This is a genomic window from Providencia sp. PROV119 (genome assembly GCF_028482435.1).
GTDB lineage: Bacteria > Pseudomonadota > Gammaproteobacteria > Enterobacterales > Enterobacteriaceae > Providencia > Providencia stuartii.
The window spans coordinates 1-25,460 of record NZ_JAMPQL010000010.1; the positions used below are offsets into that span (position 1 = coordinate 1).

At 43.1% G+C, this 25,460-nt stretch carries 20 protein-coding genes and 1 riboswitch; of the genes, 5 read left to right on the forward strand and 15 right to left on the reverse strand.

Annotated features, from left to right (window positions below):
* The 3 genes from tssD to PSF11_RS10425 form a co-directional block, all read right to left on the reverse strand.
* Nucleotides 1-246 (reverse strand): type VI secretion system tube protein TssD (gene tssD, locus PSF11_RS10415; RefSeq protein ID WP_196712849.1); only part of this gene is annotated, 246 nt, incomplete at its 3' end.
* A gap of 909 nt (nt 247-1,155) precedes the next feature.
* On the reverse strand, nt 1,156-1,743 hold the full coding sequence (locus tag PSF11_RS10420; protein WP_225829596.1) for a DUF6630 family protein: 588 nt from the start codon (nt 1,741-1,743) through the stop codon (nt 1,156-1,158).
* Nucleotides 1,744-2,116: 373 nt separating this feature from the next.
* Nucleotides 2,117-2,731, reverse strand: a complete 615-nt coding sequence (locus PSF11_RS10425) for a LysE family translocator (protein ID WP_004925011.1) — start codon at nt 2,729-2,731, stop codon at nt 2,117-2,119.
* 169 nt (nt 2,732-2,900) lie between these two features.
* On the opposite strand from PSF11_RS10425, the gene folA reads away from it, so the two are divergent.
* Nucleotides 2,901-3,404, forward strand: a complete 504-nt coding sequence (gene folA, locus PSF11_RS10430) for a type 3 dihydrofolate reductase (RefSeq protein ID WP_004925009.1) — start codon at nt 2,901-2,903, stop codon at nt 3,402-3,404.
* Nucleotides 3,405-3,586: 182 nt separating this feature from the next.
* On the opposite strand, the gene apaH is transcribed toward folA, so the two are convergent.
* The 6 genes from apaH to lptD form a co-directional block, all read right to left on the reverse strand.
* Nucleotides 3,587-4,414: a bis(5'-nucleosyl)-tetraphosphatase (symmetrical) ApaH gene (apaH, locus tag PSF11_RS10435; RefSeq protein ID WP_004925002.1), complete on the reverse strand. Its 828-nt coding sequence runs from the start codon at nt 4,412-4,414 to the stop codon at nt 3,587-3,589.
* 2 nt (nt 4,415-4,416) lie between these two features.
* The gene (gene apaG, locus PSF11_RS10440; RefSeq protein ID WP_004924999.1) at nt 4,417-4,794 is read right to left on the reverse strand and encodes a Co2+/Mg2+ efflux protein ApaG; all 378 of its coding nucleotides are present in this window, start codon (nt 4,792-4,794) and stop codon (nt 4,417-4,419) included.
* 19 nt (nt 4,795-4,813) lie between these two features.
* Nucleotides 4,814-5,623, reverse strand: a complete 810-nt coding sequence (gene rsmA, locus PSF11_RS10445) for a 16S rRNA (adenine(1518)-N(6)/adenine(1519)-N(6))-dimethyltransferase RsmA (RefSeq protein ID WP_014657655.1) — start codon at nt 5,621-5,623, stop codon at nt 4,814-4,816.
* A complete protein-coding gene (gene pdxA / locus PSF11_RS10450) occupies nt 5,620-6,615 on the reverse strand; it encodes a 4-hydroxythreonine-4-phosphate dehydrogenase PdxA (protein ID WP_036944132.1) in 996 nt (331 codons plus the stop codon). The genes rsmA and pdxA overlap by 4 nt, the downstream gene beginning before the upstream one ends.
* A complete protein-coding gene (gene surA, locus PSF11_RS10455) occupies nt 6,596-7,915 on the reverse strand; it encodes a peptidylprolyl isomerase SurA (RefSeq protein ID WP_004924993.1) in 1,320 nt (439 codons plus the stop codon). The genes pdxA and surA overlap by 20 nt, the downstream gene beginning before the upstream one ends.
* 138 nt (nt 7,916-8,053) lie before the next feature.
* A complete protein-coding gene (gene lptD / locus PSF11_RS10460; RefSeq protein ID WP_014657657.1) occupies nt 8,054-10,420 on the reverse strand; it encodes an LPS assembly protein LptD in 2,367 nt (788 codons plus the stop codon).
* Between the two features lie 181 nt (nt 10,421-10,601).
* Here lptD and djlA point away from each other — a divergent pair, with 181 nt between their 5' ends.
* On the forward strand, nt 10,602-11,417 hold the full coding sequence (gene djlA / locus PSF11_RS10465) for a co-chaperone DjlA (RefSeq protein ID WP_004924988.1): 816 nt from the start codon (nt 10,602-10,604) through the stop codon (nt 11,415-11,417).
* A 95-nt stretch (nt 11,418-11,512) separates the two neighbouring features.
* Here the strand turns inward: djlA and rluA are convergent, their stop codons facing one another.
* The 6 genes from rluA to thiB all read right to left on the reverse strand — a co-directional run bounded on the left by rluA (nt 11,513) and on the right by thiB (nt 21,294).
* The gene (gene rluA / locus PSF11_RS10470) at nt 11,513-12,166 is read right to left on the reverse strand and encodes a bifunctional tRNA pseudouridine(32) synthase/23S rRNA pseudouridine(746) synthase RluA (RefSeq protein ID WP_004924987.1); all 654 of its coding nucleotides are present in this window, start codon (nt 12,164-12,166) and stop codon (nt 11,513-11,515) included.
* A gap of 151 nt (nt 12,167-12,317) precedes the next feature.
* Nucleotides 12,318-15,224 (reverse strand): RNA polymerase-associated protein RapA, encoded by a 2,907-nt coding sequence (rapA, locus tag PSF11_RS10475; RefSeq protein WP_072502832.1) that lies wholly within the window; start codon nt 15,222-15,224, stop codon nt 12,318-12,320.
* Between the two features lie 380 nt (nt 15,225-15,604).
* Complete coding sequence (locus PSF11_RS10480) at nt 15,605-17,956, reverse strand: DNA polymerase II (protein WP_004924981.1); 2,352 nt, start codon at nt 17,954-17,956, stop codon at nt 15,605-15,607.
* A gap of 53 nt (nt 17,957-18,009) precedes the next feature.
* Entirely contained in the window at nt 18,010-18,717 is a 708-nt protein-coding gene (gene thiQ / locus PSF11_RS10485) for a thiamine ABC transporter ATP-binding protein ThiQ (protein ID WP_004924979.1), read from the reverse strand.
* Nucleotides 18,701-20,314 (reverse strand): thiamine/thiamine pyrophosphate ABC transporter permease ThiP, encoded by a 1,614-nt coding sequence (gene thiP, locus PSF11_RS10490; protein ID WP_072502833.1) that lies wholly within the window; start codon nt 20,312-20,314, stop codon nt 18,701-18,703. Before thiP ends, thiQ begins: the two co-directional genes overlap by 17 nt.
* Nucleotides 20,290-21,294, reverse strand: a complete 1,005-nt coding sequence (gene thiB, locus PSF11_RS10495) for a thiamine ABC transporter substrate binding subunit (RefSeq protein WP_004924974.1) — start codon at nt 21,292-21,294, stop codon at nt 20,290-20,292. The genes thiP and thiB overlap by 25 nt, the downstream gene beginning before the upstream one ends.
* Before the next feature lie 59 nt (nt 21,295-21,353).
* Nucleotides 21,354-21,452, reverse strand: a riboswitch (TPP riboswitch).
* Nucleotides 21,453-21,565: 113 nt separating this feature from the next.
* Between thiB and rppH the strand changes: the two genes are divergently transcribed.
* From rppH to lgt, 3 genes are all read left to right on the forward strand, one after another.
* Nucleotides 21,566-22,099, forward strand: a complete 534-nt coding sequence (gene rppH, locus PSF11_RS10500) for an RNA pyrophosphohydrolase (protein ID WP_004924973.1) — start codon at nt 21,566-21,568, stop codon at nt 22,097-22,099.
* 4 nt (nt 22,100-22,103) lie between these two features.
* Nucleotides 22,104-24,350 (forward strand): phosphoenolpyruvate--protein phosphotransferase, encoded by a 2,247-nt coding sequence (ptsP, locus tag PSF11_RS10505; protein ID WP_053110619.1) that lies wholly within the window; start codon nt 22,104-22,106, stop codon nt 24,348-24,350.
* Between the two features lie 75 nt (nt 24,351-24,425).
* Nucleotides 24,426-25,328 carry a prolipoprotein diacylglyceryl transferase gene (gene lgt / locus PSF11_RS10510; protein ID WP_004924969.1) on the forward strand — a complete coding sequence of 301 codons (903 nt, stop codon included), beginning with the start codon at nt 24,426-24,428 and terminating at the stop codon, nt 25,326-25,328.
* The last annotated feature ends 132 nt before the right edge of the window (nt 25,329-25,460 follow it).

The following is a 25,460-nucleotide window of genomic DNA, read 5'->3' on the forward strand; positions in this document are numbered from 1 at the left end:
GTACAGCAGAGGGACCGCTTTGTTTAATGCCACCGTAAAACGGAATGGTTTGTGAGCACGTTGGCCTGAAGGTTGACCGGATTGGGGGTCAGTTGGTACGGTCACAATGTGGGAAAACTCTTGCACCAGCATTTGGTCTTCATGACCTTGTACATAGATGTTACCGACGGATTCAGGGGTAAATGCTCCCGCAGTGATGTTGCCCTGCGTTTTACCTTCGATAGAGATATAACATGGAGTTGGCATAATGTGTCCTTTTATTATCCTGAGTTATCATAATAAGTCAGGTGATGAGTAACGATGGTTTATTGCAACAAGAGCAATATATTCCTTGCTCAATATCATTAATATCAGCCAATGCGCACGGTGATTTCGGTTAGGGGGGATGATATATATCGGGGGTAGGGATGTAAATATATCGGAATAATCCGAACGGCCTAGGATAAGTGACTTAGCGTAAAATAATTGTCATGACGATATTTGCTACTTTCGAAATGGCATTTTAGGCGTGAAAACAGAATGAAATATTTTCGCTTTTGTTCGTTATTTTGATGAAAAACGCTTAACTATCGAAAATATTAGCAAAAATCTATGTACATTGAGCGAAAAAACGTTCCAGAAAATTCCTAACGTTTAATTGCTTTAACCTATTGTTTTATCAGTATAAAAAAATATCATCTAAAAACGAGATAAAAGGAACGGAATTTTTTAACGACCGCAATTTTTATCTCTAATAAAGCGAAATAAATTGAGTTATTATTCTGTCATTAAGTATTAAATATTTATAAACAAAGCGTTAGGTTATTGCTATTGCTTGAGGAGAGTGTTTGGGCGGATATTGCCTATCTCTCCCCTTATTTTTTAATTGATTGATATCTATCACTAATTATTGGGGGAGGCGCACAGTTAGGTTAACGGGTTTTTGCTGACGTTATTTTAGTCGTGATAGCGTTGGTGCATGATGGGATATTGGTCATTTTTATTGAATACCAAATCAAGGCACGATAGTAAGGTGCAGCAAGTTAAGTGAGGCTACTTGTCGGGCTGTGGGGGCTGACAATGAGTCGTGTTATCAGTCATTGTATAGAAAAAGGGTACTTTAAAGCTAATTTCAAGCCTTAAAGCACCGCTAAAATAATGGGGGGTTTTACTGATTTAGTTCGGAATAAAATCCATAAACATTTCAGTTTCTATGACCGAATTATTCTCGATACTTGCAATAAAGATAGGGTATGAATCATAATCCACATGTAGCACCCACATTTTATAGCCATACTTTTCAATAAAATCTTGTAAGAGGCTAAACTTTTCTGCGAAGTAATCCGTACTGTTTTCAAACTCTTCATTCTCTAATTCACTGTTATCAACATGCTCTTTAAGCGTTTTGAACAGCTGTTCTTTTTCAAGGGTAGGATCAAATCGGGAGATCCGCTGAGACAAAAAGGTGATTAACTGATCATCATCATCTTCACCACGCCAATCAATAGCGACAACGATATTATGACTGTGACAGAAGATATCAAACAGTAGTTGCAACCTATCGTCGTCATCTTCATCAAACACAGCTTCTAAATCCGAATAGTTTGAATATTTTTCATCTTCTAAAACATCATCGGGATGATGAATAGCTTTTTGCAAAAGTGAATTCCACTCAGCGAGTTCGGAAGGCGGTAATATGGAAGAGGCAAGAGTACTGATTTGTTCCATTTCATCTTCATCAAAAAGAGTCGTATTTTGTTCCATGATCATAAGGCCCATGTTTAATTTTATTTATCTATTAAAGTTAAATTATACAATTTGATGAAAAGGCTGAACAAGATTATTCTTGTTTTTGGTTTTAGTTAAGTCGATGCTTTTTACTGATGATAATGAAAAGTATGAGTTAAATAATTAAGTAATTCGATAGGGGAATTAATTAACTGTAGGAGGAGATCAGATCTTTCAATCTTAGAGTTAGGGTTTAAAGCTATTTGTGAATATTTTTATATTAGCTATCGTTAAATAAGCGTGATTGATAGGGAGTTTTTAACAATAGGCGAGCATGGTTTAAAAACCATTTATGTATTTCCCCCAGACATTAAACAATCATGGCTGAGGGATTTTTTTATTCATCTGATTAACTGAGTGCAACTCGAACCCCGAAAGCAATAAGTACAACGCCAAGCACTTTATCGACATATTTTTGTACTTTAGCTAACCCTTTTCTTACAGGAGCACTCTGGATCAAACACACCAGCAGTGGCCAGTAAATAGCAGCAAGCCCCCAAATGATAAAGGCGATCCATAGCTTTTCACCAAACGTCGAATCAACACTTAAAACTTGAGTAAAAACAGCAAGAAAGAACAATGTTGCTTTAGGGTTTAAAACATTACAAAGGAAGCCTTGCATAAATGCTTTTTTGAAAGTGACGATTTCGTGTTGTGTATTGTTGAGGTCTAGGTTTTGTCCTTTATTTGGCATCAAACTTTTAACACCAATCCAAATCAGATAAGCCGCTCCTGCGTATTTTAATACGTTAAATAACCAAGGTGTGGTGGTGATAAGAACCGCAAGCCCAGCGACACAATAAGTCATATGTAGGGCAACCGCACAAATGACGCCCATTGCAGTCATGAGCGCTGCTGAACGCTGATAGCGCGCTGAGTTTTTAACGATAAGAAAAAAGTCTGGCCCGGGGGAAAGCATGCCTAATGTGGCGATAGTGGCAATTAAAAGGGAGGTCTCGTACATTTGCACTCTCTATATTGATTTTATTTTTAATGTTATTTTTAGTCGGCTTTATCACTAACTGAGTATAAATTAATAATCACTTTTTAAGGAAGATTAAATTTAGTCGACGAAGCATTTCTGTTTACGTATAGTGAGCACAAATTTGTATATTAGCCTCTAAGGTGACTCAATGAATATTAGTTTAATCGCAGCGATGGCGATTGATCAGGTTATCGGCATGGAAAAAGCGATGCCTTGGCATTTACCCGGTGATCTTGCTTGGTTTAAACGTAATACGTTAAATAAGCCAGTCATAATGGGTCGAGTGACTTACGAATCAATTGGTCGTCCGCTTCCACAGCGCGTCAACATTGTATTAAGTAGTAAGCCGGGTTCGGATAAAAATGTTATCTGGGTCTCCTCCGTAGAAGAAGCATTGGCGGCGGCTAAGCAAACCAAGACAGGCTCTGACGATGATGAAGTCATTGTGATTGGAGGCGGAAAAGTTTACCAACAGTTTTTACCTCTGGCGAATAAGCTGTATTTAACTCACGTGGATGCAGAAGTGATTGGCGACACTCATTTCCCAATTTACGAGCCAGATGAGTGGGATTCTATTTTCACCGAGTACCATGAGGCGGATGAGAACAATTCACATGGTTATTGTTTTGAGATTTTAACCAAAAGAATTTAATAGCGTCGTAATTTTAAAAACGGAGCGTATTGCTCCGTTTTTGCTTATTAATATATGAAAGCAGCGAATTAAATCACTATTCAAAAATAAATCTAATGAATTTATTACCACTATTCAGTTTAAATTAAAAAGAATAGCTTTTAAGTTATGTCTATTTAAGGGAAATAAACATAACTTAATGATTAATCTTTACGGCGTTTTTGGTGTGATTTTTGGTGGTAATACTGTTTTGCTTCCCAATGGAACAGCGTCAATTCTCCCCCCCAGCAACAACCAGTATCTAGCCCATACACATTTTCTGGCGTATGTTTCCCTTCCAAAGACGCCCAATGACCAAAAAAGATAGAATAGCCTTCAGGGAGTTTATTGGGCAGTGCAAACCAAGGTTTAAGGGGAGAAGGGGCTTTGGCTGGACTTTCCTTACAAATCATATCCAGTTGACCATGAGGGAAACAGTAGCGCATTCGTGTTAATGCATTTGTACTAAAGCGTAAACGCGGTAGCCCCATTAAATTCTCAGACCAATTATTTGGCATGTCGCCATACATAGAATCAATGAATAGCGGATAAGCATCGCTTGATAAAACCGATTCTACTTCCCGTGCGCACATGCGTGCTGTCGGCAGATCCCACTGTGGTGTGATCCCAGCGTGAGCCATGATGATCTTTTTCTCTTCATCGACCTGTAGCAGCGGTTGGCGGCGTAACCAATTGATTAATTCATCAGCGTCGGGCGCATTGAGTAGCTCATCGAGATGATCTTTCGGTTTATTCCGGCTGATTTTGCAGTAAATACCTAATAAGTGCAGATCGTGGTTACCTAGCACTATGCGTACGGAATCACCGAGGCTTTTGACATAGCGAAGGACCTGTAATGAGTCAGGCCCTCGGGCAACCAGATCGCCAGTGAGCCACAAAGTATCTTTTTGCGGCTCAAAATTCACTTGTTCGAGTAATGCACGCAATTCGCGATAGCAGCCGTGTACATCACCAATAAGATATGTCGACATAATTAATTAATCAAAGTAGGTAAAGCAAGGCGGAATGGAGGAATATCCACATGAATGTGTTCTCCTCGGCTGTTTAACATGACGTAATAACCTTCCATTGTACCCATGGGAGTTTCTAATATTGCTCCACTGGTATAACGGTATACCGCACCGGGCTGGATGATTGGTTGTTCACCGACAACGCCTTCGCCTTGAACTTCAGTTTTATGACCATCACTGTTAGTAATGAGCCAATAGCGGCTCATTAACTGTAGTGGCTCTCGGCCTAAGTTACGGATAGATATGGTATAGGCAAATACATATCGTCCTATTTCAGGTTGAGACTGGCTGACGATATAGACACTCTGTACTTGGATGCTAACATTAGGTTCGTTAAGCATAGTGCCTCCTTTTCGATACTTATTCAGACAAACTTGCTAGGTAGTTCGCCATTTTGCAATAAGCTTCAACGGAAATATTTTCAGCGCGAGTACCGGGATCAATGCCTAGCTCTGTGAGCTGCTCAACATTGAGTAAATCCCCCAAACTATTGCGGATCGTCTTACGACGCTGGTTAAATGCTTGTGTGGTAATACGACTGAGCATTTTAATATCTTTCAGCGGGTAAGGGTTCTCGCGATGAGGTATAAGCCTAACAACCGCAGAATCAACTTTTGGTGGCGGTGCAAAGGCCGTTGGTGGCACTTCTAACACCGGAACAACTTGGCAGTAATATTGCGCCATAACGCTTAAACGGCCGTAGGCTTTACTCCCAGGACCTGCAACTAGGCGGTTTACAACTTCTTTTTGCAGCATAAAGTTCATGTCAGCAATAGAGTTTGTAAAGGTAAATAGGTGGAACATTAGCGGGGTCGAGATATTATAAGGCAGGTTACCAAAAACACGTAAAGGTTGCCCTGCCTGCTTCGCTAATTCACCGAAATCCACTGTCATGGCATCTTGCTGGATAATTGTAAGCTTATCTTTTAACTGTGGGTGAACATGCAAGCGCGCAGCGAGATCACGGTCTAGCTCAACAACCGTCATCTTATCCATTCTACTACCAACAGGTTCAGTCAGTGCGCCAAGACCGGGGCCAATCTCGACGATAGCTTGCCCTGGTTGTGGATGTATTGCATCTACAATACTGTCGATAATAAATTGGTCAGTTAAAAAGTTCTGCCCGAAACGTTTGCGGGCAAGATGCCCCTGATGGACTCGATTATTCATGAATTCTTATATGTCATTTGGATAGCTAACTTCAATGCGGTAATAAAGCTGCCCGCATCGGCACGACCCGTACCTGCTAACTCTAGCGCAGTGCCATGGTCAACAGAAGTACGAATGAAAGGCAGACCCAGCGTAATGTTCACGGCTCTACCAAAACCTTGGTATTTTAACACAGGAAGACCCTGATCGTGATACATTGCGAGTACGGCATCCGCATCTTCTAAATATTTAGGCTGAAATAGGGTATCAGCGGGCAGCGGCCCGATGAGATTCATACCTTCAGCACGAAGACTCTCAAGTGTTGGGATAATGGTTTCTATCTCTTCCATTCCCATATGTCCTCCTTCACCCGCGTGCGGGTTTAGGCCACAGACATAGATATTTGGTGTATCAATCGCAAATTTTGTACGTAAATCGTGATTTAAGATTGTAATCACTTCCCGTAGACTTTGTTGAGTGATTGCCGCTGAAACATCTTTTAAGGGTAAGTGGGTCGTGGCGAGAGCCACACGTAACTCTTCTGTGGCTAACATCATCACCACACGGTGACAATGGCTCCTATCGGCAAAAAATTCAGTATGCCCGCTAAATGGAACCCCCGCATCATTAATCACCCCTTTGTGGACAGGGCCAGTCACAATGGCAGAAAATTCTCCACTTAGGCAACCATCACAGGCTCTTGCTAATGTTTCAGTAACATACTTCCCATTGGCAATGTTTAGCACACCGGCTTGCGCTGGTGCTTTCAAATTGACGGGAAGGATAGACAGAGTTCCCGGTACTTGGGCGTCATGTTCATTACCTGATTGATAGTTTTTTAATGACAGTGGCAGGTTGAGTTGTTTGGCTCGAGCGAGTAGTAATTCAGGATCAGCACACGCAACAAGCTCAACAGGCCAAAACTCTTGGGCAAGTTGAATAAGTAGATCTGGGCCTACCCCGGCAGGCTCGCCGGGGGTTATTACGATTGGTTTATTGAGATTTTTCGTCATTAGATTGGTTATCACGTCCATCGATGACATTAACATATGCCGCCGCGCGTTGCTCCTGTACCCAACTTTGTGCTTCTTCGTTGAATTTACGATTGAACAATAAACGGTAGGCTTGATCTTTTTGTGCCGCATCTGTTTTATCAACATTGCGGGTATCTTCTAGCTGAATAAGGTGCCAGCCAAAGTTTGAGCGAACAGGTTGACTGATTTCGCCTTTATTAAGTCTCATCAAGGCATCACGGAAAGCGGGATCGTATACATCTGGCATATTCCAGCCTAACTCACCGCCTTTAAGCGCACTGCCCGGATCTTCAGAGAACTCTTTTGCCGCATTTTCAAATGTGGTCTTGCCGCTACGAATATCCTGTGTGATCTGAGTGAGCTTTTGTCTCGCTTGGTTATCATCCATAATTGGTGATGACTTAATAAGGATATGGCGAGCTTTCACTTCGGTGACTGAAATGGTTTTATTGGCGCTGTTCATTTCGTTAACGCGCAAAATGTGGTAGCCAACACCAGAACGAATAGGGCCTACAACATCGCCTTTCTTCGCACTTTTCAACTGTTCAGCGAAAACAACTGGTAGCTCTTGTAGGCGAGACCATCCCATATTACCGCCTTTCAGTGCTTGTGGATCTGCGGAGTAAGCAATAGCCAGTTTGCCGAAGTTGGTGCCTTTTTTGATCTCATCCATGATCTTAGCAACAATCGCATCTGCTTTTTGTAATTGCTCTTGAGTTGGGTTTTCAGGTAATGGAATGAGAATATGACTTAGGTTAACGCTCGCTTCATAGTCTGCTTGGCTGCTGATCTGTTTTGCGAGAGACTCAACTTCTTGGGGTAAAATAGTCACGCGACGGCGTACTTCGTTATTACGCACTTCAGCGATCAGCATCTCTTTACGGATCTCACTACGGTATTTTGCCATATCAATACCATCCGCTTTTAGACGTGCTTGCATCTGCTCAAAAGTTAAACCATTTTGGCGAGCAATATCCGCAATTGTGGCATTAACGGCTTCTTCAGGGATATTGATTTGCATCTGATTTGCCATCTGTAACATGATGTTATCAGTGATCAAACGCTCAAGGATCTGGTGACGAAGAGTCTCATCATCTGGAATTTGTTGGCCAGCATTGCGTGCGTTCAGTTTTACTGTGTTTAACATATTCTGGACGTCACTTTCCAGCACAACTCCGTTATTGACTACAGCAGCAACTTTATCCATTTGCTGTGGTGCAGCCAATGCTGTGGAGCTTGCAAACATCAGTCCCAGAATAAGCGTTTTCCAATTCTTCATAATGGTCCTATCTATTGATTTAGGTTCCGCCAGAGGCAGGTTAATCGTTTTATTTATGCGACACTGCTTACTATTTGGCGAGCAGATAACTCGCCTTATTGTGAGTAAGCAGCGGCATCAAATAGCTTGTGTTTATTATCAGAAAGCACGCTGATAAGGGATGATACCTCTATTAAGCATTTCCTGACTACCTAAACTATGATTGTTATTTAGGCCTCTAAGTTCCACATTGAATGACCATTTATTATCATATTCACTGCTGAACTTGTCTTCTTGCCATCCAACAATCTTACGTTCATAACCTACATTGAACGCCCAACAACAAGTATTGTATTGTAAACCAATTAATTGGCTGGCGGATTGTTGCTGCTTAGTATCATAGTAATAAGAGCCAACAAAGCCCCAACGCTCACTTAATGGCCAACTTAATACCGCACCCACTTGGGAAATCCCTTTTTGGTATTCCGGTAGGGTATAAGTGTTGCCACCTGATTCATCACGACGGAAGGTCGCTTGAATATAGTCACGGTCGACAAAACGGTAGTTTAACTGTAACAAACGATCAGCATCAATGCGATACTCGGTCACAGCATTCCCCATGGTGACGTTGCCTAAACGGCGATCGTATTGTAGCCCACCACGGATCCCCCACTTATCGTTGATACGCCAGTAAGAGTCTGTTGCCCACAATAACGAGCCAGTATTACTTTTATCGTCGATTTTCAGGCTGGAGTTACCCGCACGCGGACGTTCAAAATAGTAGATTTGCCCGACAGAGAAGTTAAAGCGTTCGGCCAAGGATTCATCATAAATACGCGTTGTGATACCTGTCGTGATTTGGTTCGCGGAAGCGACTCTATCAAGACCACTATAAATTCGGTCACGGAACAAACCATTATAGTCTGACTGGAGTAAGGCCGAGTCATAGTTGTTAATGTTGTCCTGATCTTTATATGGAATATAGAGATATTGGACACGAGGCTCTAAGGTTTGAACAAAGTCACTGCCTTCAAGTAGATCTCGTTCGAAAACGACTTTGGCATCGCTCTTAAATATAGGAAGAACGCGCGTGACATTTTTCTCTAAGCTGGCGTTGTTATTCGCTTTAGGAATATCTTGATCATAATGGGTTGCCAGCAATTTGAAGCTGTTGTTCATGTTCGCCCAGCCGTTTGACAGCGGAAGGCTTAATTCAGGCTCGATATGCAAACGCGTTGCATCTGGGTTATTTTTGCCAACACTGGTAAAGCGAGCAGCTTGCGCATAGGTGTGTAAGTCAAAGGCACCTAAATTATTTTTGTAGTAGTTAAAGTCCAACTGCGGCTCAGCTTTATAAGCACGGCGATTGGGATCTTCCACAAAAATTTGGAACTGCTTATGCGTTAGGGTTGCATTCCAGTTTTCAGCCGAATAGCCAGTACTGAATTTTTGCGTCGCATAACCGTCTGTTGTATTCCCGTATTGCGAGCTAAAGTCCGTAAAGTATTGGCGATCACTTACTTTGGTGTAATCGGCGTTGAAGTTCCAATGTTGGTTATAAGTTCCTGAATGGCGCCAGTAGAATAACCAGCGGTCATCACTGTCACGTGCATCACGTTTATTACGCTCTTTATCTTTCACATACGCGCGGTCGTGATTAATAAAATCGAAGGCGATAGTTCCCGTTCCCGGCGTGACCAAGTAACGAAACTCGTTATTTAATTTTATGCCACGGTGGGTCATGAATTGTGGGGTAATTGTCGCATCGTAATTAGGCGCGATATTCCAATAGTAAGGCAGTGAAAACTCTAGGCCATCATTATTAGAGTAGCTTCCTGTTGGAATTAAGAAACCGGAGCGACGTTTGTTACCGATAGGTAATTGCATGTATGGGCTATAAAATACCGGGACATCACCCAAGCGAAAACGTGCATGCCAAATTTCAGCCACTTCTTCTTCACGGTCAATAATCACTTCGGAGCCTGCAACGCTCCAGCTATTATTGCCCGGTAAACAGGTGGTGAATGTACCGTCTTCCATAATGGAATAGCGGTTTTCACCACGCATTTTCATTTTTTTCGCTTCACCGCGACCCTGACGACCCACCATCATATAGTTGCCGTCATTCACGTCAGTATTTTTATTATTCAGGTTAGACCAAGCACTAGGGCCTTTGAGAATAATTTGTGGGTCATCATAGTGAACGTTACCTGTTGCAGTAACTTCACGGATTGGATCAGCACTATCAGGGTTAACCTGCGTCAATTTAACGCTATCGGCTGTCAGCGTTTGGTTACCTTGTTGGATATCCACATCGCCGCTGTATTCAATAAAGTTAGGGTATTCGCCCTGAACATCTTCAGCGGTGATACGGATCGGTAAATCTTTGGGATCGCCCTCAACTAGTGGTTTGTCATAAACCGGGACGCCCAGCATACATTGTGCTGCTAGGTCAGCATGCGCTTGCTGACTATAAATTGCCATCCATACCATGGATGCAAGTAGTGTTGGATAACTTTTTTTCATCATTAAATATGCGGTTCCGTCGTAATTGGCATAGCCGACAAACGCTCAAAGACTAACTTAGCCAACTACATTGCGCCAGTATAATGTATAAAACTTTACGCGCTTGTAGTTATGCACCGAGCAGAATGGATAGTATGATAATGCAAAATTGGATTCTGAGCATTGAAGAATTGAGGGATATATGCACTATTGGGGCAAAATTATTGGTGTCGTACTGGCAATAGCCTCTGGTTTTGGCATTTGGGGCACGCTAATTGGTTTAATTTTAGGGCATGGTTTTGATAAAGCCTTGGCACAACGTAAGTTTGCTAGTGCAATGAATAAACGTGATCGTCAGGTTATTTTTTTCGCCAGTACCTTCCAAATATTGGGTCATCTAACTAAGTCAAAAGGCCGTGTAACCGAGACTGACATTCAGTTAGCATCAAATTTGATGGATAGAATGCAAATACATGGGGAAACACGAAAAGCGGCGCAACAAGCGTTTAGGGAAGGTAAATCACCGGACTTTCCACTACGTGATGTACTGAAGCAATTACGTATGGCTTGCTATGGTCGTTTCGACTTAATTCAGATGTTTCTGGAAATTCAGTTACAGGCGGCATTTGCCGATGGCAGCTTGCACCCAAACGAAAGAAAGGTTCTGTTTATTATTGCAGAAGAGTTAGGGATCTCTAAAACACAATTTGAACAGTTTTTAAATATGATCCAAGGTGGCCGACAGTTTGGTCACGGCTATTCTCATCAGCAATCAGGCGGATACTATCAATCATCGAATGGCCCAACTCTTGAAGATGCTTGCAAGGTACTTGGTGTTTCTATTAATGATGAACCAACGAAAATTAAACGGGCGTATCGTAAATTAATGAGTGAACATCACCCTGATAAGTTGATAGCGAAAGGGTTGCCCCCCGAGATGATGGAACTTGCGAAACAGAAGGCTCAGTCAATACAAGCGGCTTATGATTTAATCAAAAAAGAGCGCGGCTTCAAATAAATTTTCTCGCCATATCGCACTCTGCGATGTGGTTTTTATTTAGCCAATAGGCCGTAGCATTGTTGCTATTACGGCCTAATAGTTGATGAATAAATTTAAAAATCGGGTTGGCAGCTAAAATGCATCGGTGTGCCATAGGCAGGGTGCGTGATGTAAAGCTCTTGGGCGTGAAGCTGTAAGCGAGGGGCAAGTGCACGCGCTTGCTCATGGGCATAAAACCTATCTCCAAGAATTGGATGGCCTAGCGCTAACATATGTACGCGGAGTTGATGAGAGCGGCCTGTAATAGGGGATAGCTTTACACGGGTTGCTTGCTCTTCATATTCCAAGACCTGATACTCTGTTTGTGCGGCTTTTCCTGTTTCAAAGCAGACTTTTTGCTTTGGTCGATTTGGCCAGTCGCAAATAAGCGGCAAATCCACTAAACCTTCCTGCTTCTCTAAATGGCCCCAAACTCGGGCAATATAGTGTTTTTTAGGCTCTCGCTCACGGAATTGGCGCTTTAATTCCCGTTCAGCGGCTTTATTTAGTGCGACAACCATGACGCCACTGGTTGCCATGTCTAAGCGATGGACAGACTCAGCGTGTGGGTGGTCGCGCTGTATGCGACTCATAATACTATCATGGTGTTCAGGGGCTTTACCGGGAACAGACAGTAACCCACTTGGCTTATTCACCGTAATGATATGTTCATCTTGATACAGAACATATAGCCAAGGATCAGTAGGGGGATGGTAAGGCTCCATCATAGACAATAAGGCTCCAAGATCTCACTAAATCAATGATCAGCATCGCGCGTGGATAAACGCCAAAAGCCAATTCATTGCGTTATCAGCAAGGTTATTTCTCCCTTAGTGAGAGAAATAACCTTGCGGTGTTAGTTTAATTAAAAACGTGTGACTACTGGTGAGTGACAACCACTAAACGAATAGCATCAAGACGCCATGTTGCTTGCCCAATATTGCTGAGCAGTTGCTGACGCTCTTCCTCGATCACATCCAACTCTTCATCACGGATATTTGGGTTAACCGCTTTCAGTGCTTCAAGACGAGCCAATTCTAGTGAAAGAGCTTTATCCGCGGCCTCTTTCGCATTCGCGATAAGCGTTTCGGCTTCTTTTTCCACCATCGCTTCGGACATTTTCAGGACCGAATGCACTTCATTTTGTACCGCATTAACCAATTTACTTGCCATATGGCGATTAATCGCATTGAGCTGACGGTTAAAACTTTCAAACTCAACTTGTGAAGAGAGGTTGTTCCCTTTTAAGTCAATCAACAAGCGGATCGGGGTTGCAGGCAAGAAACGGCTAATCTGCAAGTGCTTCGGTGCTTGTGCTTCTAGGACATACACCAATTCGGTAAGTAATGTTCCAACAGGAAGCGCTTTATTTTTAAGCAGAGAAACGGCACAGCTCCCTGTGTCACCAGACAAGACTAAATCTAAGCCATTGCGGATGATCGGGTGCTCCCAACTAATAAACTGGGTATCTTCACGAGATAACGCTTGCTCACGGTCAAAAGTGATTGTGCAACCATCTTGGGGTAGCCCTGGAAAATCAGGAACTAACATATGATCGGATGGGGTCAAAATCAGCAAGTTATCACTTTTATCTTCTTGGTTAATGCCAACAATATCAAACAAGTTAAGGGCAAAATTAACCAATTCAGTATCATTGTCTTCCGCACCGATCGTTTCGGCTAATTGAATACCTGATTCCCCCCCGTTGGAGTGCATTTCAAGTAGACGGTCGCGGCCTTGTTCTAACTGTGCTTTTAATGCTTCGTGCTCTTCACGGCAGGTTTTTAAGAACTCTTCAAAACCGTCGGTTACCGTTGGCTCAGCCATATATTGCAGCAGTTGTTGATAATATTTATCGTAAATGGAGCGTCCGGTAGGGCAAGTGTGCTCAAAAGCATCTAAACCTTCATGATACCAACGCAATAACACGGCTTGAGCAGTATTTTCTAAGTAAGGTACGCTTAAAACGATGTCGCGTGTTTGCCCAATACGATCTAATCGACCAATACGTTGCTCTAATAGGTCTGGGTTGAAGGGGAGGTCAAACATCACCAATTGGTTAGCAAACTGGAAGTTGCGTCCTTCAGAGCCAATTTCAGAGCAAAGTAGAACCTGTGCGCCATCCTCTTCTGAAGCAAAGTAAGCTGCCGCACGGTCACGCTCAAGTAGTGACAAACCTTCATGGAATACCGCGGCGCGGATCCCTTCACGTTCACGCAATACTTGCTCTAATTGCAACGCTGTGGCGGCTTTTGCACAGATCACCAAAACTTTTTCGTTACGGTTAGCCATTAGGTAGCCCATGAGCCACTCAACGCGAGGGTCAAAGTTCCACCAAGTTGCATTTTCACCTTCGAACTCTTGGTAAATTTGCTCTGGATAGAGCATCTCTTTAGCGCGTGTTTCAAGATCTTTTTTCGACCCCATAATACCTGCAACCTTGATTGCTGTTTGGTATTGGGTAGGAAGCGGCATTTTCAGCGAATGCAATTCACGACGAGGGAAGCCTTTAACCCCATTACGGGTATTTCTAAATAGAAGACGGCTAGTACCATGGCGATCCATTAACATGCTGACCAACTCTTGGCGAGCCGCGTTGCCATCTTCACTGTCAACATTAGCGGCTTTCAATAAAGGCTCAATATCTTGCTCTTTGATCAGATCATTGAGTAGATTTTGTTGGTCATTGGTGAGTTTCTCACCAGTTAATAGCAGTGCGACCGCATCCGCAACAGGGCGATAGTTGGCTTGCTCATCAATAAACTCTTGATAATCATGGAAACGATTGGGATCGAGCAGGCGAAGACGTGCAAAGTGACTTTCTTGGCCCAGTTGCTCCGGCGTTGCGGTTAGCAGCAGAACAGAAGGGATATTCTCTGCCAAGGTTTCAATCACTTGATATTCACGACTAGGAGCTGCTTCACTCCATTGTAAATGGTGAGCTTCGTCGACAATCATCATATCCCAACCCGCTTCAACGAGCTGGTCGAAGCGCTGTTTGTTGCGACGTACAAAGTCTAATGAGCACAGCACCAACTGTTCTGTTTCAAATGGATTATCGCTGTCATGTTGCGCTTCACTATAACGACCATCATCAAACAGTGAAAAACGGAGGTTGAAACGACGTAACATCTCAACGAGCCATTGATGCTGCAAGCTTTCAGGCACAATGATTAACACACGTTCAACACGGCCTGCCATTAACTGTTGATGGATGATCATCCCAGCTTCAATGGTTTTACCCAGACCCACTTCATCGGCCAGTAATACGCGAGGGTGGTGGCGTTTACCTACCTCATTAGCGATATGTAGCTGATGTGGGATAAGGCTTGCGCGAATACCACGTAAACCTGTCGCTTGGTGCTTAACTTGCTCACTTTGAAATTTACGTGCGCGATAACGTAAAGCAAAGCGATCCATACGGTCAATTTGACCTGCAAATAGGCGATCTTGAGGTTTATTGAAGGTGAGTTTGCTGTCGAGAAAAACTTCTCTTAGGCTAACGCCTTGCTCTTCTGTATCAAGGCGAGTACCAATATAAGTGAGCAGGCCGTCATCTTCTGTGACGCTTTCGACCTTGAGTTGCCAGCCTTCATGGCTGGTAATGATATCACCTTCATTGAACATAACTCGGGTAATAGGTGCATCATTACGTGAATAGAGACGATTCTCACCACTGGCGGGAAAAAGTAAAGTCACCATACGGGCATCAATAGCCACAACGGCGCCTAATCCGAGTTCGCTTTCTGTATCGCTTATCCAGCGCTGACCAAGAGTAAATGGCATAGGTTTAACTCAGTTCCATAAATTTAATAGTTTATTTTTAGATTTTTTAAGACAAATTATATATTTGCCTTCACTCTGTGTTAGTAAACAAGGGCAATGTGAATATGAATTGTAGTCGCCGCCCAAAGGACAATTATTGTTAATTGTCTCGCAAACATAGTGTAGAAACGAAGTGCGAGATACCAAAGGGGCGTTATATTAATTCAAGCAAGGCTTATCGTCACCTGTTAAAAAAACAACAATACCGAAGCAATAGTGTTTCTCACTATTGTGCTATCAGGTATTTTCCCTTTTGATTCTAGCAATGAAGGTTTTCAACCAGAAGTTTGGTTGATGGTTTCCCATTTTAGCAAAAAATTGAGTAAAAATTAACCCCAATCTTAAAAGAGTAAAGTTATCTGGCCCGTTAAAATAGTATCAAAATCATCTTGTAAAAAAGGTAAAATGGCGTCGGCAATAGGCTTTATCTGCTTCAAAATATAGTGCTCATAGTCAGGCTTTGCCGTGATAATTTCTAAAGGCTCAGGCCCCGCGAGAGTGATGATATAGCTTATCCATCCCCCATTTTGATACTGTTGTGGGCGCTGTTGTTGTAAATTGTATTCATCGGCTTTGCGAGCGGCTCTTACATGAGGCGGCACATTACGTTGATAATCAGATAATTTGCGGCGTAGACGCTTACGATAAACAAGGCGTTCATCGTATTCGCCATTACGAATCGCTTGCACATAGTCACGGATAAATTCGCGGTAGGGTTGCCGATGAAAAATACGTGTATACAGTTCTTTTTGAAACAATTGTGCTAGCGGGGTCCAATCGGAGCGGATTGTCTCTAATCCCCTAAACACCATTTTATCCCCACTAAGTCCAGCATAACGCTTTTTACTGCCTGACTCGGAACCTCTAATAGTCGGCATTAAAAAACGTCGATAGTGGGTTTCGTACTCTAATTCAAGCACCCCTTCTAGCTGCCATTCATCCCGCAAATGCTGTTTCCACCAATTATTCACGTAATCACGCAGCTCGAAGCCAATTCTTTGTGCTTGCTCCTGTGTATGGGCTTCTTTCAACCAGACAAAAGTGGAGTCAGTATCCCCATAAATTACTTGATAGCCTTTGGCTTCGATTAATTGCTTGGTTATTTTCATGATCTCATGACCCCGCATGGTAATGGATGCGGTAAGACGGGGATCAAAAAAACGACATCCTTCAGCACCAAGGACGCCAGCAAAGGCATTCATAATAATTTTAAGTGCCTGAGATAATGGCGCATTACCTTCTCGTTTGGCTTTATCACGGCCTTGCCATATATGGCTGACAATATCAGGCAAACAGTGTGTTTTACGTGAAAACCAAGCTTGACGAAAACCGCGAACGGAATGTTGCTGATCAGGGTGAGCTAACCCTTCAATCATACCGGCAGGATCAATCAAAAAAGTACGAATAATCGAAGGGTACAAACTTTTATAGTCGAGTACTAATACCGAGTCATATAAACCGGGCTGTGAATCCATCACAAAGCCCCCGGGATTATGTTGTAGCTTTTGCTCTGTCAGGTTTGGTGCCACAAACCCTAAGCGATGCAGGCGGGGAATGTATAAATGTGAAAATGCCGCCACGGAGCCACCCATACGATCTACCGCCAGCCCAGTGACAGTCGAGCGTTCTTGCAAGAAAGCCATTAAATCGGTTTTTTCAAAAATACGATGGACTAATAGGCAGTCTTGAATATTGTAGTGAGCCAACGCGGGCTTATCATGATGAAAACGGCGATTGATCTCATCCATACGGTCATAAGGGCTGTCAATGGCTTTCCCTTCACCCAGTAAATCTTGCGCAACAAACTCAAGACTGAATGAGGGAAAGTTCCATGTCGCTGCTTTGAGCGCATCTATGCCATCAATAATTAAACGACCTTCTGCCGAAGCGAAAAATACACCTTGTTTGAAGCCATGTTCACGCCACTCCAGCTTTTTCCCTTGGCGACCAAGCTGGAGTGGGATGCCATAACGTTCGGCGTGCTTTTGGAGTACATTTAAATCGAATTGGATGAGATTCCAGCCAATAATGGCATCAGGGTCATACTGTTGTAGCCATTCATTCAGTTTATCAAGCAATTGTGGGCGGCTATTCACATAAACAAGCCGATGGGTATTGTTGAGTGCAGAACCTTGCTCTGGCCCTAACATAAAAACCACATTATCACCGCAGCCGGATAACCCAATTGAATATAATTCACCGTATTGGCTGGTTTCTATGTCTAACGATACAGCTTTAATCAGTGGACGATAGCTATCACAAGGTTTGAGTTGATATTCACCTTGCTGATTTTGTGAAAACCATACAGGCGCAGTGATAAAACGCTCCATAAGATAGCGCTCGCAGGGGCGAATATCCGTTTCAAGCAATTCAATACCGAGTTCTTGGCAGCGTTTATCCAGATTTTGTAATTGGCGATATTGTTGACAATAAATAGCTGCAACTTTTTCACGACGAAAATCGGATAACTCAACGGGGCGATAGGATAAGTTTGCTTGTTCATCAAGCAGAGGTTTGATCGCCGGTAGTGATGAAAGGGGAACAAAAGCGATGGCTTGTTGCAGAGGAACCGTCACTTTACGAGGGCCATTATCAGTGATAAGCCAATAGCTAACCTCAACCCCATGGCGGGTGTCTTTCCAATGACGACTTAAAATAAAGCCTTTTTCAGCAGGAGACATAAATTGAGGCATAGAGAGGCTCGCATCAATAATTAACAAGCCTACTATACGACATGGGTGGGGTTTTATACAGTATTTTTTGTTATGCCTAATAATTCAGAGGCTGAATTACTACCCGATAACAGTGTTTTGGTACAGCCGTCATACGCCACAGCACCTTCATGAATCACTAGCGTTCTTGGGGCGATTTGTAGTGCATCTTCAATATTATGCGATACCATGACCAGCGTGATATCCCGTGATTGGCAGATCTCATCAAGGAGTAATAGCATCTCATTGCGTAAGGCGGGATCGAGAGCTGAAAAAGGTTCATCCAATAAGAGGATTGGCTGCTGGCGGATCAAACAGCGAGCCAGTGCGGCCCGCTGGCGTTGCCCCCCTGATAATTGGGCGGGTAACCTATCAAGAAACTCATCGAGGCTAACTTGCGTAGCAATTAATTCAACCTGTTGTATTTGTTCTCGGCTTAACCGCAGCCCCGGATGTAACCCTAATCCAATGTTTTGTCTGACCGTTAAATGAGCAAATAGGTTATTTTCCTGAAATAACATCGAAACTGGGCGTTTGGCAGGAGGCGTGAAGGTATGATCAGCCCCTGCTAGCTGAATTGAGCCGCTTTTGGCAAATTGAAAGCCACTAATAAGGCTAAGCAGTGTACTTTTGCCCGCACCGCTAGGCCCCATTACAGCAACGCGCTCGCCTACTTTGATGGAGAAATCAAATTGCATATTCAGGTTATCATATTGATAATCAATGTTATTTAACTTTATCATAATCTTTTCCTGATATACGTTCGAGTAGGCTAAATAAAGTAAAACATAATAAAAGGAGTAACATCGCTGTTACGGCACCGTCATTTGTTCGATAAGCCCCTATTTGCTGATAAAGGTAATAAGGGAGAGTACGAAAATCTTCATTACCGAATAACGCCACGACCCCAAAGTCACCAATAGAAATAACGCAAGCAAAAGCGAGAGCTTGAGCGAGGGGCTTTTTTAACGCTTTTAATTCAATGATCCGTAATCGATTGAAGCCACCAATCGCTAGTGATTGGCAAAGAGGGTTGTAGCGTTCAGCCAGATCCCGCATTGGGTTTTCTAAGACTTTTAATGCATAAGGGATGGCAAGTAGGGCATTAGTCAATATGATTAACGCATAGGGCGATTCAGGAATACCAATCGTTTCATTAAAGAGAATAAAAAAACCAGTTGCAAGTACGATGCCAGGCATGGCTAAAATCACAAGCCCACTTAATTCCATCGCTTGCCCTAATTTTATTGCATGGCGTAAGCGTAATTCGCGGCTACTCCATAACAGCATCATGGTGAGCAAGACACACAATAGGCCAGCACATAACGCGATAAATAGCGATGTGGAAGCGGCTTGCCAAAGCGCGGGTTGGTTAAGAACATCCAACAAACGGCCATTAACCCCATCAGCAATAATTGCGAGCAGGGGCGGAAGCAGCAGCAAAATAGCGGCGGTGATCACAAGGGCATCTCGTACTCGGCGAAAAATATTGTCTGCGGGATCATACCAATGATTGTGTTGGCTATGACCAATAGAAAACAAACTGTTTATTTTCTGACTGAGAAACATTAATCCAACACAGAAAAATAACTGGATGAGCGCCAAAATTGCAGCACGCCCCGGATCAAAGTCGTAATTAAGAGCTTGATAAATAGCCAGTTCAATCGTCGTTGCTGCGGGGCCACCACCAAGAGCAAGAACCGTTGCAAAGCTGGCAAAACAGAGCATGAAAATTAACGCTGCGGTAGGTAGCATCTGTCTACGTAAATATGGCCACTCTAAAATACGAAATTGTTGCCACTCATTAAGCCCGAGTTGTGCTGCAATTTGCCGCTGCTCTATTGATATACTTTCGAGCGATTGCAGCAACATACGAGTAGCAAGTGGCATATTAAAGAAAATGTGGGCAAGTAAGATCCCCTTTAGGCCATAAGGGGTGAATTGGTATTCGATACCGACCAACTGAAAGAGTGATGAGAGCCAGCCTGTTTTTCCATAAACAGATAAAATACCAAAAACAGCGACAAGGACGGGTAAAACAAGCGTCATTGCACAGAGGCGTAAAAATAGCGTTCTACCGGGGAAGCGGCGTCGATAGAGCGCTCTGGCAAGGAGAATAGCAGGCAGTACAGAGAACAGCGCTGATAAAAAGGCTTGCCAAAAAGTAAAGCCGATCACATGCCATAAGTAGCGGTCGCTAAAAATCTCACTCCATGAAGTTTCAGGCGAAAAAAGCCACAGTGCACCAAAAGCCAATAGTGCAACAGACACTAATAAACCAGAGGCCAAAGCCCCCGGTATAAGTGATAAATTAATTAACGACTGACGGCGGATTGCCATAAACGGACCCATGACTGACGTTCTTTGGCAACTTCTTGTGCACTAAATTGCAGTGATTTTTTAGGCACAGGAAGGACGTTATAAACTTCAGGGAGTGGTGTATCAATGACAGGATACATCCAATTAGTCGTAGGGAGTGTATTTTGGAATTCAGGCGTTAACATAAATTGTAAAAACTGCTTTGCCAGCTCAGGTTGCGAGCTATTTTTCAATCTTGCTGCAACTTCCACTTGCATATAGTGCCCTTCATCAAATAAGGCAGCCGCATAATTATCTTTATTATCATTGAGTATTTGATAACCCGGCGATGAAGTGTAGCTAAGTACAAAGTCACCTTCGCCCTTGAGGAATAAGCCATAGGACTCACTCCAACCTTTTGTCACTGTTAGGGTTTTATTCGCTATTTTTTGCCACGCATCGGCAGATTTATCGCCATAGAGTTTTTCAATCCACAGCATTAAGCCTAAGCCGGGTGTGCTGGTTCGAGGGTCTTGGTAAATAATTTTCCATGGCTGCTCACTATTGAGTAGCTCATTCATGCTTTTGGGTGGGTTTTTGATTTTATCTGTGTCATAGATAAACGCAAAATAACCATAGTCATATGGGATAAAAGTTGAATTATTCCACTCAATAGGTAATTTCATTGCGTCAGTATTGATCTCTGCTGGCGCAAATAACCCTGTGTTCTCGGCAGAATCTATCAAGTTATTATCTAGCCCTAACACGATGTCCGCTTTACTTTTTTTCCCTTCCATACGTAAACGATTGAGAAGAGCGACACCATCTCCTAACGAAACGAGCTTAAGTTCACAATGACATTGTTTTTCGAAATTTTTTTTAATTTGTGGCCCAGGTCCCCATTCGGCAGCAAATGAGTCATAGGTGTAAACGGTTAAAGTCGGCTTTTCTGCCCATGCTATATGGGTAATACCGAGAGCAGTAAGTGCAAAGAGTGACTGAAGGAGCGATTTTTTAAACATGTTTTTTCCTGCGTTAGAGAGAAAGCACACAGGATTTGAGAGGGCACCATAACAAATTATGTTGATGGTAGCTCAAATCCCTACGCCGGCATTGCCCGGATCAGGTTCTACGGGTTAATTCTCAGCCTAAATAATGTTTGGCACCCCGTTGAGATAGACGCTATTGTAGTGTCTTTACTCATATCTGCAAACTCTATTGATATAGGTTTACCAGTTAGGGTATGTGTGAAACAATTAGTTATCTTTCAAATTTGGTTATTGAGGTAGTCTGGTGATCGATGATGATGGCTACCGCCCGAATGTAGGAATTGTAATTTGTAATCGGCAAGGGCAGGTTTTATGGGCCCGCCGCTATGGTCAACATTCATGGCAATTTCCTCAGGGAGGAATCAACCCAGGGGAATCGCCAGAACAGGCTATGTACCGTGAATTGTTCGAAGAGGTTGGCCTACAACGTAAAGATGTTAGGTTGTTAGCTTCAACTCGCAATTGGTTGCGTTACAAATTACCCAAGCGTTTGGTGCGTTGGGACACAAAACCTGTTTGTATCGGGCAGAAACAGCGTTGGTTTTTACTACAACTTCAATGCAATGAAGCAGATATAAACGTTCAGCGCAGTAAATCGCCAGAATTTGATGGCTGGCGATGGGTCAGTTATTGGTATCCTGTGAGGCAAGTGGTCTCTTTCAAACGGGAAGTGTATCGCCGTGTTATGAAAGAATTTGCACCTGTTGTCATGTCATTACAGGAACAAAAGCCAGTACAAAGACCTGCATTCACTCATCGTAGGCGTGGAGCGAGATAATATCATGTTGACGCGTCTACGTGAGATTGTTGAAAAAGTTGCCATGGCGACAAGTTTAACCGGAGCGCTAGAAGTCTTGGTCAATGAAACTTGTCATGCCATGCAGACTGACGTTTGTTCAATTTATTTGGCAGACCACTCACGTCAATGCTATTACCTAATGGCAACCCGCGGGTTAAAAAAGCCTAGCGGTGTTGCTATTCGCCTTGGTTTTGATGAGGGAGTCGTTGGTGCGGTTGGACGCCAGTCTGAGATGTTGAATCTTGCCGATATCCGTGAACATCCCGAATTTAAATACCTTCCCCAATTAAAAGAAGAGCGATTGAAAGCCTTTTTAGGTGTCCCTATCGTATATCGTCGTCAATTACTTGGGGTGTTAGTCGTTCAACAACGTGAGCGACGTTTCTTTAGCGAAACCGAAGAATCTTTTATGGTGACGCTATCCATGCAATTAGCCGTAATATTGTCGCAAGCGCAAACCAAAGGGGTGTTTGGTCAATATAGGCAAAGCCGTATTAAAGCCATTTCAGTTTCTCAGGGAATTGTCATGGCATATGGCTGGCAAGATAGCTCACAACCATCATTCGACAGTATTTGTGAGGCGTGTGCCTTAGACCAAAATGCGGAAAAACAGCGTTTAATAACTGCGATAGAAAATGCCGCCTCAGAATGCCGCCGTATCAGCAAACGTTTTATTGCAAACTCCCAAAAAGAGAGTGCTGCGATTTTCGACCTCTACAATCATCTACTCCATGACCCTCAACTAAAAAAACGCTTATTTTCCGCAATCGAACAAGGCTCAATGGCGGAGTGGGCGGTTAAAATCGTTATTGAGGACTATGTTGAGCAGTTTTCACGCTTACGTGATCTCTACCTTCGCGAAAGAGGAGCCGATCTACGCGCGTTAGGACAGCGTTTGCTATTCCATCTGGATGACAGCTTGACTTCAATGGATCAGTGGCCTGAACGTTTTATTTTAGTGGCGGACGAATTGAGCGCGAGTTTGTTAGCTGAAATGCCATTAGAGCAACTTGCAGGTGTTATCGTGCGAGATGGCGCGACACACTCTCATTCGGCTATTTTGATACGGGCAATGGGGATCCCCGCGATAATGGGGGCGGATATTGACCCTTCATTGCTTCACAACCGCTTTTTGATCCTTGATGGTTATCGTGGTGAAATTTTCATAGAGCCTGAAAATATTGTTGCTCAGGAATATAAACAAATTATTGCAGAGGAAGATGTACTGAGTCGGCTCGCTGAAGGTGCACTTGAGCAGGAATCAGAGTTAAAAAATGGCGAGCGCGTACATATCCATCTGAATGCAGGTTTAAGCCCCCGTTATGAACAGCAGATCAATGTCGCTGTTGATGGTGTTGGGTTATACCGCACAGAACTCCCTTTTATGCTCCATAATGGCTTCCCGTCAGAGGATGAGCAGAAGCAGTTATACCAAGAGATTTTGCAGTTATTTGCCGATAAGCCTGTGGTATTGAGGACATTAGACATTGGCGCAGATAAGCAATTACCTTATATGCCAATCAATGAAGAAAACCCATGCTTAGGTTGGCGAGGCATTCGCGTGATGCTAGATCAGCCAGAAATTTTCTTAATCCAACTTAGAGCTATGCTACATGCAAATGTTGCAACACAAAACTTGCGCATATTACTGCCGATGATCACGAGTATCAATGAGGTGGATGAAGCGATCACATTGATTAAGCGGGCAAAAGAAGAAGTAAGTTTAGCAACGGGGCAAACCGTTCCTATGCCGGAAATTGGGGTAATGCTTGAAGTTCCGTCTTTACTGTTTCTTCTTCCTGAGTTAAAAAAACGGATAGATTTTATCTCAATTGGAACGAATGATCTGACGCAATATTTACTTGCAGTTGACCGCAACAATACGCATGTTGCCACCATTTATGACAACCTCCATCCTTCAATGATCCGTTTTTTAGCAAAAGTTCATGAAGAGTGTCAACGGGTTGGGATATCAGTCAGTGTTTGCGGTGAAATGGCGGGGCAACCCCTTGGGGTGATGGCGTTAATTGCATTAGGCTATCGTTCCTTAAGTATGAGTGGAAGAAGCGTACCAAGAGTGAAGTATCTTATTCGAGGGCTACAGCCTGAAAAAGTTGAGCAGCTAGTGCCTGAGCTTTTAACTGCGGAAACAAGCGACAGTATTAGGCAAATAATAAGTCTATTTATGGAGAAAAATGGGCTTGGTGGCTTTGCTCGAGGCGGGATCTAATCTGCCTTATTCACCTGCGTATGAGCTATGCTATGATGCGCTATGATTTTAGATTAACAAATAAAGTGGGGAACGATGAGTAACAGCTACTTAGCATTTCCGGAAATTGATCCCGTAATGTTCTCAATTGGGCCAGTATCACTACACTGGTATGGTTTTATGTATCTTGTAGGGTTTGTTTTCGCATTGTGGCTTGCTAGTCGCCGTGCAAGCAAACCAAATAGCGGTTGGACAAAAAATGAGGTTGAGAACTTACTCTATATTGGCTTTGTAGGTGTCTTTGTCGGTGGAAGACTCGGCTATGTTTTCTTCTACAACCTTCCTGTATTTTTAGATGACCCCCTTTATTTATTTAAGGTTTGGGATGGCGGCATGTCGTTCCATGGCGGCTTAATTGGTGTTATTTGTGCAATGATGTGGTTTGCGCATCGTACACGCCGTCGTTTTTTGCAAGTTTCAGATTTTGTCGCTCCACTGATCCCATTTGGTCTTGGCATGGGGCGGATAGGTAACTTTATTAATGGTGAGTTGTGGGGGCGTGTAACACTTGATACCCCATGGGCATTTTTATTCCCTAATTCCCGTAGTGAAGATATTCAACTTGCGGCACAAGACCCTTCATTAATCCCTATTCTAGAGCAGTATGGCGTGCTTCCTCGCCACCCATCTCAACTTTATGAGATGTTTTTAGAAGGCGTTGTGTTATTCCTTATCCTTAACTTATTTGTCCGTAAACCTCGGCCAATGGGCAGTGTTTCAGGTTTATTCTTAATTGGTTATGGTGCATTCCGCATTATCGTTGAGTTCTTTAGGCAGCCTGATGCTCAGCTAGGCTTATTCAGTGGGATCAGTATGGGCCAAATTTTATCAATACCGATGATTATTATTGGTGTGTTGATGATCATTTGGGCATATAAGTATGGTAAAAATGTTCCCGCACATAAGCCTGATAATAAAGAGCAGCAGCCAAGTAAATAAATCAATATAGGGTTGTCATACTCCAAGTAGTTAGGTTGTCGGCTAAGTTTCCTCACATTAGCCACAACCTGAGTGGTTGATTTATTTGCCGCCAAGCGGTACTTCGCGTTAGTTAAAATCTATTAATATTAT